Origin of the sequence: Streptomyces sp. NBC_01171 (genome assembly GCF_045039805.1) — a bacterium.
In the GTDB taxonomy this organism is placed as follows: domain Bacteria; phylum Actinomycetota; class Actinomycetes; order Streptomycetales; family Streptomycetaceae; genus Streptomyces.
Window position 1 is genome coordinate 1,051,690 of record NZ_CP108609.1, and the last position, 12,866, is coordinate 1,064,555.

General features: G+C 73.2%; 12 protein-coding genes. 6 read left to right on the top strand and 6 right to left on the bottom strand.

All coding sequences use genetic code 11. From position 1 onward, the window contains the following. Nucleotides 1–13: 13 nt before the first annotated feature. A complete protein-coding gene (locus OG448_RS04955; RefSeq protein WP_405551700.1) occupies nt 14–988 on the top strand; it encodes an acyl-ACP desaturase in 975 nt (324 codons plus the stop codon). A 22-nt stretch (nt 989–1,010) separates the two neighbouring features. Here the strand turns inward: OG448_RS04955 and OG448_RS04960 are convergent, their stop codons facing one another. After that, the gene (locus tag OG448_RS04960; RefSeq protein ID WP_135793865.1) at nt 1,011–1,256 is read right to left on the bottom strand and encodes a WhiB family transcriptional regulator; all 246 of its coding nucleotides are present in this window, start codon (nt 1,254–1,256) and stop codon (nt 1,011–1,013) included. 192 nt (nt 1,257–1,448) lie between these two features. On the opposite strand from OG448_RS04960, the gene OG448_RS04965 reads away from it, so the two are divergent. Then, the gene (locus OG448_RS04965; protein ID WP_405551701.1) at nt 1,449–2,237 is read left to right on the top strand and encodes a VOC family protein; all 789 of its coding nucleotides are present in this window, start codon (nt 1,449–1,451) and stop codon (nt 2,235–2,237) included. Here the strand turns inward: OG448_RS04965 and OG448_RS04970 are convergent. Together OG448_RS04970 and ligD are read right to left on the bottom strand one after the other, a co-directional pair. Then, nucleotides 2,234–3,241: a LacI family DNA-binding transcriptional regulator gene (locus OG448_RS04970; RefSeq protein WP_405551702.1), complete on the bottom strand. Its 1,008-nt coding sequence runs from the start codon at nt 3,239–3,241 to the stop codon at nt 2,234–2,236. The genes OG448_RS04965 and OG448_RS04970 overlap by 4 nt on opposite strands. Nucleotides 3,242–3,302: 61 nt before the next feature. Beyond that, entirely contained in the window at nt 3,303–4,325 is a 1,023-nt protein-coding gene (gene ligD, locus OG448_RS04975) for a non-homologous end-joining DNA ligase (protein ID WP_405551703.1), read from the bottom strand. Nucleotides 4,326–4,398: 73 nt separating this feature from the next. Between ligD and OG448_RS04980 the strand changes: the two genes are divergently transcribed. Further along, nucleotides 4,399–5,475 (top strand): ATP-dependent DNA ligase, encoded by a 1,077-nt coding sequence (locus tag OG448_RS04980; RefSeq protein WP_405551704.1) that lies wholly within the window; start codon nt 4,399–4,401, stop codon nt 5,473–5,475. An 8-nt stretch (nt 5,476–5,483) separates the two neighbouring features. Here OG448_RS04980 and OG448_RS04985 read toward each other — a convergent pair whose 3' ends face one another. Next, nucleotides 5,484–8,162 carry an ATP-binding protein gene (locus OG448_RS04985; RefSeq protein WP_405551705.1) on the bottom strand — a complete coding sequence of 893 codons (2,679 nt, stop codon included), beginning with the start codon at nt 8,160–8,162 and terminating at the stop codon, nt 5,484–5,486. Nucleotides 8,163–8,458: 296 nt separating this feature from the next. On the opposite strand from OG448_RS04985, the gene OG448_RS04990 reads away from it, so the two are divergent. Continuing rightward, nucleotides 8,459–9,391 carry a DUF2510 domain-containing protein gene (locus OG448_RS04990; RefSeq protein WP_405551706.1) on the top strand — a complete coding sequence of 311 codons (933 nt, stop codon included), beginning with the start codon at nt 8,459–8,461 and terminating at the stop codon, nt 9,389–9,391. A 157-nt stretch (nt 9,392–9,548) separates the two neighbouring features. Here the strand turns inward: OG448_RS04990 and OG448_RS04995 are convergent, their stop codons facing one another. Beyond that, nucleotides 9,549–10,178, bottom strand: a complete 630-nt coding sequence (locus tag OG448_RS04995; RefSeq protein WP_405551707.1) for a TetR/AcrR family transcriptional regulator C-terminal ligand-binding domain-containing protein — start codon at nt 10,176–10,178, stop codon at nt 9,549–9,551. 187 nt (nt 10,179–10,365) lie between these two features. Between OG448_RS04995 and OG448_RS05000 the strand changes: the two genes are divergently transcribed. Both OG448_RS05000 and OG448_RS05005 read left to right on the top strand, forming a co-directional pair. Continuing rightward, a complete protein-coding gene (locus tag OG448_RS05000) occupies nt 10,366–11,166 on the top strand; it encodes a phosphatase PAP2 family protein (RefSeq protein WP_405551708.1) in 801 nt (266 codons plus the stop codon). After that, on the top strand, nt 11,163–12,131 hold the full coding sequence (locus OG448_RS05005; protein WP_405551709.1) for a hypothetical protein: 969 nt from the start codon (nt 11,163–11,165) through the stop codon (nt 12,129–12,131). The genes OG448_RS05000 and OG448_RS05005 overlap by 4 nt, the downstream gene beginning before the upstream one ends. A gap of 64 nt (nt 12,132–12,195) precedes the next feature. Here OG448_RS05005 and OG448_RS05010 read toward each other — a convergent pair whose 3' ends face one another. Then, complete coding sequence (locus OG448_RS05010) at nt 12,196–12,846, bottom strand: LURP-one-related/scramblase family protein (protein WP_405558692.1); 651 nt, start codon at nt 12,844–12,846, stop codon at nt 12,196–12,198. Nucleotides 12,847–12,866: the final 20 nt, after the last annotated feature.

Consider the following 12,866-nt stretch of genomic DNA (forward strand, 5'->3'; position numbering starts at 1 on the left):
TTGGAGTACCCCCGTGACGATCACCTCCCCTCACCTCGGCAGCCCGTCCGCCTGGACCGACGCGCGGCTGCTGTTCGCACTGGAAGAAGTGGTCGAGAACGAGCTGAACCGGCACCTGAAGGTCGCCAAGGACTGGATGCCGCACGAGTACGTGCCCTGGAGCGACGGGCGCAACTTCCCCGGCCTCTTCGAGGACGGCGAGGCGTGGGGCAAGGAGCAGTCGAAGGTCACCGAGGTCGGCCGGGTCGCGCTGGTCGTCAACCTGCTGACCGAGGACAACCTGCCGAGCTACCACCACGAGATCGCCTCGCTCTTCGGCCGGGACGGCGCCTGGGGCACCTGGGTGCACCGCTGGACCGCCGAGGAGGGCCGGCACGGCATCGTGATGCGTGACTACCTGCTCGCGTCGCGCGCGGTCGACCCGGACGCGCTGGAGCGGTTCCGGATGTCGCACATGAGCGAGGGCTTCGAGTCCGACAACCGGCACTCGATGCTGCACTCGGTCGCCTACGTCGCCTTCCAGGAGCTGGCCACCCGGATCTCGCACCGCAACACCGGTCACCAGTCGGGTGACCCGGTCTGCGACCGCATGCTGGCCCGCATCGCCACCGACGAGAACCTGCACATGGTCTTCTACCGGAACCTGCTGCGGTCCGCGTTCGAGCTGGCGCCCGACCTGACCATGCAGGCGGTCCGCGACGTCGTGGTCGACTTCCGCATGCCGGGCCACGGCATCCCCGGCTTCGAGCGGGCGGCCGCGCAGATGGCCATAGGGGAGGTCTACAACCTCCGCATCCACCACGACGACGTGCTCCAGCCGGTGCTGCGCTTCCTGAGGGTCATGGAGATCGACGGCCTCGGCCCGGAGGGCCTGCGCGCCCAGGAGGAGCTGGGCGTGTTCATGGGCGGACTGGACGCGGAGGCCGCCAAGTTCGACGAGCGCCTCGCGGCCCGCAAGGCACGCATGGCGGCGCGGGCGGCCGGCTGACCCGAGCGGTACGGCCCGTTCTTCAGCGGGCCGTACGCCGCAGGGCGAGCCGTTCGCGTTCGGAGAGGCCGCCCCAGACGCCGAAGCGTTCGTCGTGGGCGAGGGCGTAGTCGAGGCAGGCGGGGCGGATCTCGCACAGGGCGCAGATCCGTTTGGCCTCGCGCACCGAACTGCCGGGCTCGGGGAAGAAGAAGTCCGCCCCGGTCTGCGCGCACAGGGCCTGGCCCTGCCAGGCGGAATCGGCCGGTGTGATCGTCTCGATGTGCATGGCCAGGATCGTGCCGGGCGCCGAAAAACGTTTGATCAACGCCGTGTCAACAAGCGTCGCGTGGGCCGTCCCGATGATCCTCCGGGCGGACACGCCCGCGCACGGCGGCGCGCGGGGGCGATCCTCCCCGGCCGGTGCCAGACTCGTCGGTGCCAAGGACGGCACGGCCGACGGTCCCCGAGGAGGGCGCGCATGCTCACCACCCGTTTCCCCGACGGCGCTCCTAACTGGATCGACCTCGGCTCCCCCGATCTGGAGGCGAGCCTCGCGTTCTACGGCGGCCTCTTCGGCTGGCAGCCCGCACCCGCCGGCCCGGAGACGGGCGGCTACGTCCTCCTCCGGCTCGACGGCAGGACGGCGGCCGGGGCGATGGCGCTCGACCCGGAGCGCGGCCGGGCGGGCTGGACGGTGTACTTCCGCTGTGCGGACGCGCTGGGCACCGCCGAGGCTGCCGGGGTGGCGCACGGCACGGTGGTGTTCTGGCCGACGGAGCTGCTGGGCCTCGGCCGGGTGGCGGGCCTGAAGGACCGGGCCGGTGCCGCGTTCCGCGTCTGGCAGCCCGACCCGGTCGAGGGCCTGGGCGCGGCGACCGAGCCGGGCGCCCTCTGCTGGGTCGAGCTGCACACCCCGGACGTGGCGGCGGCCGCCGCCTTCTACCATCGGGTCCTCGGCGTGGAGACCTCCGGTGTCGAGTTCCCCGGCGGTGTCTACACCTCGCTCTACCCCGGTGGCGCCGACGAGGACGCCATGTTCGGCGGCATCGTCCCCACCTTCGAGGACCCCGCCGACACCGCCCCGTCCTGGCTCCCGTACTTCGGTACGGACGACACCGACGCCGTGGTGGCCCGGGCGGAGGAACTCGGCGGCTCGGTCCGCCTGCCCGCGACCAGCGTCCCCGGCGTGGGCCGCCTGGCCCGCCTCGCCGACCCGCACGGGTACGAGTTCGCGGTGATCAAGGGCGATCCCGCGCAGACCGCCTAGGCGGACGCCCGGCGGACGATCGTGGTCGGGAGGATGACGCCGCCGGCCGGGCCGCCACCCAGGAGGAGGCGGGCCATCAGCCGGCCCATCTCCTCTATGTCCTGGCGGACCGTCGTGAGCGGGGGGTCGGTCTGTTCGGCCACCGGGGCCATGTCGTCGAAGCCGATCACCGCGACGTCCTCGGGGACGCGGCGGCCGTGCGCGCGCAGGACGCGCAGCGCGCCGAGGGCGGTGAGGTCGTTGGCGGCGAAGACGGCGTCGACGTCGGGGCGGCGGGCGAGGAGCTCGCGCATCGCGTGTTCACCGCCGGCCGGGGTGAAGTCGCTCTCCACGACCAGCTCGGGATCGGCGTCGCCCATCACGTCCCGGTAGCCGTCCAGCCGGTCGACGGCGGAGGTCTGGTCCAGGGCGCCGGTGATGTGCGCGATCCGGGTCCGGCCGAGGCCGACGAGGTGCCGTACCGCGTCGCGGGCGCCGCCCCGGTTGTCGCTGTCGACGTAGACCGCCCCGCCGGTGTCCCCGTCGTCCCAGTCGGGGCGGCCGCCGAAGACCGTGCGCACGCCCGCGTCGCGGATCAGGCCGGGCAGCGGGTCGTCGAGGTGGAGGGAGAAGACGAGTGCGCCGTCGACATGGCCGCCGGCGAGGTAGCGGGCGACGCGGGCGTGGTCGTCGCGGCCCTCGGTGAGCAGCAGGACCAACTGGTTGTCGTGGGCGGTGAGTTCCTTGCTGATGCCGCGCAACTGGGCGGCGAAGAAGGGGTCCGCGAAGACGCGGGTGCCGGGTTCGGCGATGACGACCGCCACGGCGTCGTGCCGCTTGGTGACCAGACTGCGGGCGGCCTGGTTGGGGACGTAGCCGAGTTCCTCGACCGCCTGGCGGACGCGGGTGACGAGCGAGTCGCGTACACCGTCGCCGCCGTTGACGACCCGGGAGACGGTGGCGCGGGACACCCCGGCCCGCGCGGCCACTGCCTCCAGCGTGGGACGCGACACTGCCTCGGTCACTTGGGGCTCCTCATCGGCGGCTGTGATCAGGATAGCCGCGGGGCCCGGCGCCCCCAGGGGCTCAGGACGGTGCCTGGTCCTTGCGGGCCCGGCTCGGCTGCACCCGCTTGGGTTCGCCGGGCATCTTCGGGTACTCCGGCGGATACGGCAGGTCGCCCAGGCCGTACTCGGCCTCGTCGCGGCGGGCCAGGTCCAGCAGGCCGTCGAGGGAGTACCGGTGGTCGTCCATGTCGGCGTGCACATCGCCGAGTTCGGCGAACCGGCGGGGCATGGTGACGATGTCGAAGTCGCGCGGCCGGGCGTCGGCGACCTCGTCCCAGCGCAGCGGCGCGGAGACGGTGGCGTCGGGCAGCGGGCGGACGGAGTAGGCGGACGCGATGGTGCGGTCGCGGGCGGTCTGATTGTAATCAAGGAAGATGCGCTCGCCGCGTTCCTCCTTCCACCACTTCACCGTCACGTGCTCCGGCATCCGGCGGGCCAGCTCCCGGCCCACGGCGATGGCCGCGCGCCGCACCTGGGTGAAGGTCCAGCGCGGCTCGATGGGCACGAAGACGTGCAGGCCGCGGCCGCCGGAGGTCTTGGGCCAGCCACGCAGGCCGCCGAACTCCTCCAGGACGGCCCGGAGTTCGAAGGCTGCGCGGACCGCGTCCTCGTAGCCGGTGCCGGGCTGCGGGTCGAGGTCGAGGCGGAGTTCGTCCGGGTGGTCGACGTCGTCGCGGCGGACCGGCCAGGGGTGGAAGGTGAGCGTGCCGTACTGGGCGGCCCACACCGCGGCCGCCTCCTCGGTGGGGCACATCTCGTCGGCGCTGCGGCCGCTGGGGAAGGTGATGTGGGCGGTGGGAATCCAGGACGGCATGCTCTTCGGGGCGCGCTTCTGGTAGAACCACTCCCCCTCCAGGCCCTCCGGGTAGCGCTGGAGGGTGGTGGGGCGGTCGCGCAGGGCGCGCAGCACTCCGGGGCCGACCGCCGCGTAGTACTGGGCGATGTCCAGCTTGGTGTAACCGTGCGCGGGGAAGAACACCCGCTCCGGGTGGGTCAGCCGTACGGTCCGGCCGCCCACCTGAAGTTCCACCGCATCGCCCATGCGGCCACCGTAGGCGTACCCCGCGCGGCCCGCACACCGGGCGGCGGCGGGTGGGGGCGCGCAGAATCGGCGTATGGACCTGCCGGTGATGCCACCCGTGAAGCCGATGCTCGCCAAGGCGGTGGCGAAGATCCCGCCGGGCATGCACTACGAGGCGAAGTGGGACGGCTTCCGGGCGATCGTGTTCCGCGACGGCGACGAGGTCGAGCTGGGCAGCCGCACGGGCAAGCCGCTGACCCGGTACTTCCCCGAGCTGGTGGCGGCGCTGAAGGAGCGGCTGCCGACGCGGTGCGTGGTGGACGGCGAGATCGTGATCGCGCGGGACGGGCATCTGGACTTCGACGCCCTGACCGAGCGCATCCATCCGGCGGACTCGCGGGTACGGACGCTGGCCGAGCGGACCCCGGCGTCCTTCGTCGCCTTCGACCTGCTGGCGCTGGACGACCACGCCCTGCTGGACGTGCCGCTGACCGACCGGCGGGCACTGCTGGACCGGGCGCTGGCCGGGGTGACCCCGCCGGTCCATCTGGCGCCCGCGACGACGGACGTCGACGAGGCGCGCCGCTGGTTCGAGCAGTACGAGGGCGCCGGTCTGGACGGGGTGGTCGCCAAGCCGCTGACGGTGCCGTACCTCCAGGACGAGCGGGCCATGTTCAAGGTCAAGCACGAGCGGACGGCGGACGTGGTGGTCGCCGGGTACCGCCTGCACAAGAGCGGCCCGGTGGTGGGCTCGCTGCTGCTCGGGCTGTACGACGACGAGGGCGCGCTCCAGCACGTGGGGGTGGCCGCCGCGTTCACGATGAAGCGGCGCGCGGAGCTGGTGGAGGAGCTTGAGCCGCTGCGGATGGACGACGTGAGCGGGCATCCGTGGGCGCGCTGGGCGGAGGAGGCGGCGCACGAGACGGCCCGGCTGCCGGGGGCGCCGAGCCGCTGGTCGGGCAAGAAGGACCTGTCCTGGGTGCCGCTGCGACCGGAGCGGGTCGCTGAGGTGGCGTACGACCACATGGAGAACGGCCGCCGCTTCCGGCACACCGCCCGCTTCCGCCGCTGGCGCCCGGACCGCACCCCCGAGAGCTGTACGTTCGCCCAGTTGGAGGAGCCGGTGCGCTACGACCTGGCGGAGATCCTGGGCGGCGCGCCCGGGGGGTGAGCGGGGTTTCAGCCGCCCAGGTGCTCCAGCGCTCCGCTCGCGCGGGCCACGAGTCCGTCGGCGCCGCACGCCTGGGCCAGGTCGAGACCGCGGGTGAGTTCGGCCCGGGAGCGGGCGAGGATGCCGTGTTCGACGCGGGCGGCGGCGTGCTCGTACTGGCAGGGCGACGCCTCCAGATAGGCGACGGCCTTGGCGGCGAGGCGTTCCGCGCGCGGGCCGGTCTCCAGCGCCGCGGCGCAGCGCAGGGCCTCTCCTATGGCGGTGTCGGTGCCGAACCGCTCGGCCTGGCGGCGGGCGTCGGTGAGGAGCGCGCGGGCCCGTTCCGGGTCCTGCGGGGCGAGGGCGCGGGCCAGGTCGACGGCCCAGGGCGCGAGCACCGGGTTGTGGCCGCCCCGGGAGGCGGCGGCCTTCTCGGCGGCCTCCAGTTCGTTGATGCCCTCCTCGGTGCGGCCCACGGCGAGCAGCAGCCGTCCGCGCACGGAGCGGATGTCGGGCAGCACGATGGTGGACGGGTAGGGCGGGGCGAAGCCGTACTGCTCGGCGACGGTCCACGCCTGGGCGACATGGCCGCGGGCGAGCAGGGTGTCGACCAGGCCGCAGGTCGCCGACCAGTACAGCGGCAGGCCCCGGCCGACCCGCTCGGCCAGCCGGAGCGCCTCGCGCAGCGCGCCCTCGGCGTCCTGGAGCTTGCCCTGCCTGCGATAGGCGAGGCCGAGGTAGGCGTTGGCCAGGGAGAGGTGGCCGCCGTGCCAGCCGGCGCGGGTGTAGGCGCGCAGGGCCTCGGAGAAGAGGCTCTCGGCGCGGTCGAGCCGGTCGGTGTGGGCGTAGGCGCTGCCGAGCATCATCAGCAGCTCGACGCCCCACTCGTCGTCGGTCCAGCCGAGGCCGGGTGCGAGGCGGCCGTTGACCAGGGCGCGGTCGCACAGTTCGACCACCTGCTCGGCGTTCTCGCCGTGGGTCATGGCGTCGAAGCCGCGCAGGATCAGCAGGGCGCGCTCGGAGTTGTCGCGCCCGGCACAGGTGGCGGCGAGATCGGCCAGGCGCCGGGAGCGTTCCGGGGAGACGGTCTCACCGTGCACGGCCTCCCAGGTGAACTGCACGGCCTGGAGCCGCATCCGTACCGGGCCCGGCTCGTGCCGGTCGGCCTCGGCCTCCACGGTACGGACGGCCTCCTCCAACTGGTCGTTGTGGAGTAGCGCTTGGGACAGCCGGATGGAGGCGTCCACCCGCTGGGCGCTGTCGAGTCCGGGCGCGGCGAGGGCGTCCCGCAGGTGCTCGATGGTGAGCGCGGGTGCCGACAGCAGCCGGGCGCGCCCGAGTTCGTAGAGCACCTGGGCCCGCACCTCCGGCAACGGGGGTTCCGCCAGGGCGCGTTCGAGGCAGGCGCAGGCGGCGTCCGGGGCACCGACGGCAAGGTGTTCGCGGGCGGCCTCGCGCAGTTGCTCGACGAGGCTCGCGTCGCCCTCGGGGTGCACCTTGAGCAGGTGCCGGGCGGCCTCGGCGGCGCTGCGGCCGGTCTCGGTGACGATGTTCGCGGCGATGCCGTGCATGGCGGTGCGCATCGCGTCCGTGATGGAGTCGTAGACCGCGGAGGCGATCAGCGGGTGCACGAACTCCACCGCTACGTCCTGCGGTTGGGGCGCCGTGGGGTCCGGGGCAACCTCGGCGAGGATACGGGCGCCGCAGAGCAGTTCGGCGCAGCGGGCGGCGGTGTCGGCGTCCATCATGGCGAGCCGGGCGACGAGGCCGACCGGGCTGCCGGTGCCGAGGATGGCGGCCGCCCAGGCGAACTTGGTGGGCCCGACGCCGAGTTCCCGCAGCCGGCTGACGAGTCCGCCGCCGCGCGCGGAGCGGTTGAGGTCGCGCAGTTCCGCGGCGCGGTCCTCGCTGGGCTGGAGTTCGCGGTCGCGGACCTTGGCGAGGAGTTCCACGGTGTCATAGGCGTTGCCGCCGGTGACGGCCCAGACCTCGCGGCAGAACGGGTCGTCGGCCTGCGGGCCGACGGTGGCGCGGGTGAGTCCGGCGGTGGCCTGCGGGGTGAGCGCGCTGAGGTTGCTGACCGGGCGGCCGGCTGCGGCGATCTCGTCCAGCAGGCGGGCGCTCTCGCCGTAAGCCTCGCCGGGCCTGCGGGCGACCACCACGAGCACGGGCAGCTTGGCCAGGCGTTGGGCGAAGGCGGCGAGCCAGCGCAGCGTCTCCAGGTCGGCCCAGTGGGCGTCGTCGACCAGGAGGACCAGCGGATAGGCGCGGGAGGCGAGGCGACCGACCGCGTACACGAGTCCGTCGCACACGTAACTCGGGTCGGGGCTGCCCTCGCCGGGCTCCACGATGCCGAGGGCGGGGCCGGAGATGTCGTACCAGGAGGCGAGATAGTCGCGGGCCTCGTCCGGGGTGAGGGCGGCGAGCGCGGGCTGGAGGAGCTGGCGCAGGACGTGGAACGGGACGGACCGCAGGGTCTCGCCCGCGCGGGCCGACCAGACCACGCAGCCCCGGCGTTCGGCGATGCGGCGTATCTCGGCGAGCAGGGCGGTCTTGCCGAGTCCGGCCTCGCCGCGGAAGAGGAGGAGGCTGCCGGCGGACGACCGGTCGGCACACAGCAGCTCGATCGCCTCGGTGACGGTGGCGATCTCCGCTTCCCGCTCCCACAGGTAGCCCGAGGCGACCGCCTGTGGCCGCTCCTCCGTCATCCCGTTACCTCCACAGGTAGTCCGAACGGCGTACGAAGAACGAGCGTAGCCGCCCGGACGGGCCATTGGCGTCTGCTCCGGGCAGGTGTTGCCCCGCTGGGTGAGCCGGGTTCCGGCCTGGCTGACGCACACCCCTCCCGACCGGCCGGTTTGTGCCCTTGCGTACGTCAACTCGGTTCGGCAGAGCACTTATTGACCAGAAATCGGATAAACCTGTGAATCGGCACGGGACTTCGGGGCGGCCCGTCGGCGGATGCTCTCATCCGGCTTTCACCGACTCCTCATACGGTATGCCCATGACGCAGGTGACTCCTCCCGGCTGGTATCCCGACCCCGGACAGACACACGACGCCCCGCCCACCGAGCGCTGGTGGGACGGCAACGCCTGGACGGCCGAGGTCCGTCCGGCCGGGACGGCCCAGGCCGCTCCCCCGCCCGCCCATCCCCCGTACGCCTACACCGGGTACCCCGCGCAGCCCCCGGCCGGGAACCGGCGCGGACTGCGCACCGGCATAGCCGTCGCGGCGGCGGCCGCGGTGCTGGCGTGCATCGGGGTCGGCGTGTACGCGCTGGCCAAGGACCCCGGCGGGGGCGACCGCGCCGACTCGAGCCCCCGGCAGGGGCAGGAACGTCGCCAGGAAGGGCCGGGCGACCCGCGGAAGTCACCGTCCCCCGGCCGGACGGCCGCGCCCGAGGTGCGCGGCGGCGGCACCCTGCCGGACCCGGTCAACGGGATCAGCATGCCGGTGCCCGAGGGCTGGACCGGCCAGGCGTTCGCCATCGGCGCGCAGGTGACCTCGGACAAGTCCTACAAGTGTCCCGGCGACACCTCCAAGAACTGCACGGCGGGCGGCGCGTACTCGGCGCCGGCCCGCGCGCTGGGCACGCGCGGCGAGACGGCCGAGGCGGTCGCCAAGGCCGATGTCGCGGCCAACGCCGAGGAGTCGTACGGCGGGAAGTCCTACGGCGGCATCACCTCGCACCAGGTACTGGCGTCGCGGGCGATGACGGTGGCCGGACAGAAGGGCTATCTGGTGCGCTGGAAGGCGGTCACCCGCAAGGGCGCGGACGGCTATGTGGAGTCGGCCGCCTTCCCCTCACCCGCCGATCCGAGCCGCATGCTGGTGGTGCGCTTCGGACTGGACGTGGGGCAGTCCACGGGTGTGATGGACGAGATCCTCAAGGGGATCAAGGTGTCGTCCGGCGGAGGCTCCGGCCAGGACGTCTGAGCCCGGCCGCGGAAAAAGTCCGGGCCGGGCGGAATCCCCCTCCGCTCAAGGGGAACCCCGCCCGGCCTGGGCGTGCGCCGCCCCCGTCCCCACGGTGCGGCGCGTCCAGGTCACCGTTCAGTCATCCCGTGAACGGCGGCCTGGGGTCTGTACCGGCCTACTCGGCCGGATTCCTCGTCAGGCCGAGCGCGGGAAGCACGACGGCCTCCACGAACCCGGCCAGGTAGTCGGCGTCGGCATACTGCCCGCACAGCACGGGGCGCACGCGCAGGACGCCGAACATCATCGCCGGTACGTACTCCAGCGCGGGGTGGCCCGCCGGGACCTCGCCCCGCGCCACGCCCCGCTCCAGCATCTCCTGGAGCGCGGCGATCTCCGGGTGGACCAGCGCCTCGCGCAGCGCCTCGGCCAGTTCCCGGTCGTCGGTGACGGCGTGCCCCAGCGACTGGAGCAGCCGGGTGTCCTTGCCCGACCAGTCCCCCACGGCCCGCGCCGCCTGCCGCAGGTCCTCGGTGAGCGAGCCGGTGTCGATCCCGGCGAACCGCACCTTGCGGCTGGCGCGCAGGGCGGCGGCGACGAACTGGGGCTTGGTCTTCCACTGCCGGTAGAGCGTGGACTTGCTGCACCGGGTGCTGGCGGCGATGCCCTCCATGGTGACGGCCTCGTAGCCGCAGTGGCGGATCTGGTCGAGGACGGCGTCGAAGAACTCCTGCTCACGCTCGGGCGTGAGCTTGGAGCGGCGCGAGGCGACGACCGTCTCCGGTTCGTCCGCGGCCTGCGACGTCATACCTGGCTTCCCCTCACTCGTCCCCGGCGTGTGCTGCCTGATCCCAGTGTGTCGCACTGTACCGATACGCCAGTGTACCGGTACTCGACCGTATCGGTACACTGGCGTATCGGTACGGAAACGTATCGCTGAGTTCGGAAGCCGTCCGGACCCAGCACGCACCACCGTCAGTGAAGGGGGCCGGGGGATGAACGCCCGATCCGAGCCCGCCGGAGCGGAACCGGACTCAACGGTCCGGCCACCACTTCTGCGGGAGTTCCTGCTCGTCGCGGGACTCTTCTTGGTCTACAAGCTCGGACGGCAGCTCGCCGACGGCCACACCTCGGACGCCTTCCGCGACGCCCACCGGGTCTGGCACCTGGAGCGCGCCGTCCATCTGCCCGCCGAGACGGACGTCCAGTCGGCGCTGCTGCACGGCGACGCCCTGGTCCACCTGGCGAACACCTACTACGCCACCGTGCACTTCCCGGCCACCGTCGCCTTCCTGATCTGGCTGTATCTGCGCCGCCCCGCCCACTACGTCTGGGCCCGCCGGGTCCTTGCGCTGGTGACGAGCGCGGCGCTGGTGCTGACGTTCACCTTCCCGCTCGCCCCGCCGAGGATGCTGAACGGCACCGGCCTGCTGGACACGGCCCGGATATACGGGCCCTCGGTGTACGGGCCGCCCGCCCGCGACCACCTCTCCAACCAGTTCGCCGCGATGCCCTCGCTGCACTTCGGCTGGGCGCTGATGGTGGCCGTCGGCCTGATCGCCGCGACCCGGTCCCGCTGGCGCTGGCTGTGGCTGCTGCACCCGCTGGTCACCCTGGCGGTGATCGTGGGCACGGCGAACCACTACTGGCTGGACTCGATCGTGGCGACGGCTCTGCTGGTCACCGCGCTGGCCCTGATCCCCTCCCCGCACCGCACGGCGGGACCGGGGAACGCGGGCACCGCCCGGCTCCGGCTCCTCCCGCAGGACACCGCGCTCGCGGGACCGGCCCGATGAGCGGCGCGCTGCTGGTCGCCATCGGCCTCTCCCTGATATCGGCCGTCGCCTACGCCTCGGCGGCCGTCGCGCAGGAGCGACTCGCCTCCCGGAACATGGGCGCGGGCCTGCTGCGGATGCTGAGCACCGGCGCCTGGTGGTCGGCGGTCGGCCTGAACGCGGGCGCCGCCCTGCTGCACGTCGTCGCCCTGCGGTACGGCCCGCTCACCGTGGTCCAGCCGCTCGGCGCCCTCACCCTGGTCGCGGCGGTGCCGCTCGGGGCGCGGGCGGCCGGACGCCGGGTGACCGCCCTGGAGTGGCGGGGTACGGCGCTGACGCTGCTCGGGCTGGGCGGGCTGCTGATGGCGGCCTCCGGTCCGGCGCCCCAGCGGGCGCTGAGCCTGCCCTCGGCGCTGGCGGTCGCCGCCACGACCACCGCCGTGATCGGCACCCTGAGCCGCCCCGGCGCCCGGCCGGGCCTCAGGCACGCGACCGCGTCCGGGTTCGCCTCGGGTGTCGCCTCCGCGCTCACCCAGACCGCGACGGTGGCGGCCACCGAGGGTTCCGGTCCGACGCTGAGCCCGCTGGTGATCGTGGTCGCGGTGCTGGTGGCCGCGTTCGCCACGGGCGGGTTGCTGCTGTCGCAGACGGCCTACCGGGGCGGGCTCGGCGCCCCGCTCGCGGTGGTCACCCTGGCCAACCCGCTGGCCGCCTCGGTCATCGGCCTGACCCTGCTCGGCCAGGGCCTCAACGGCGGTGCCGTCGGCATCCTGCTGGCCCTGGCCGGGGCGGGCCTGGCGGCCTGGGGCGTGGTCCTGCTGACCCGCGCGACCCCGGCCACCGCCCCCGTACCTCCGCCCGCGCCGGGACCGGACGACGAGGAGCACCCGGTGGCGGCGGTGCTGGCACTGGAGCCGGGCACGGCGACGCGGGAGCCGAGGCTGACCCGGCGGCGGTCGAGGCCACGGCGGCTGACGCGGCTGTAGATGTGAAGGGGCGGCCGGCGCTTGACGCGCCGGCCGCCCCTTCACATGTCTACCCGGGTTCCCGTCAGCCCAGGCCGCGCGAGTCCTGCTTCAGCGCGGTGTCCACGGTGAGCGCCGTCGCCACGACGAGGCTCCGCAGCGGCTCGGGCAGCGGGCGGTGGATCTGGAGGACGTAGTTGTCCGCCGTGGTGAACAGCGTCTTGGCCAGACCTTCCCAGGTCTTGGTGATACGGGCGATCTCGGTGCCCTCGTGGTCCACGATGGCGAAGTTCCAGGCCCGCCAGTTCTCCGCCTTGATCGCGCCGACCTGCCGGCCGTCCACGTTCATGGCGAAGTTGATCTTGCCGATCATGTTCTGCTGGACGATCTCACCGACCTGCGAACCGTCCGGACGGGCCACCAGGACCCGCGACTTGAAGATCTTCGCCGGGCGGGTGAGCAGCAACTGCGGCTGCCCCTGGGGGTCCCGGATCTCCAGCCGGTGCGTGAGGAACTGGTCCCAGCTCGAGACGAAGCGCAGGATCTTGCGGAGCACGCCCTGGCCGACCTCGACCACGGCACCGAGGTCACGGCCGTTCTGGTCCATGACCTTGTACTCGTTGGTCAGCTCGATGAGCTTGGCCTTCTGGTTCACCACGAGCACGGGCTCGGTGAACAGGGTCCCGCCGGGCGTCGGGTCCGTACCGTCCGCGCCGGGGTACGAGCCTGAAGAAATGTTCGATTGCGTGGTCACCG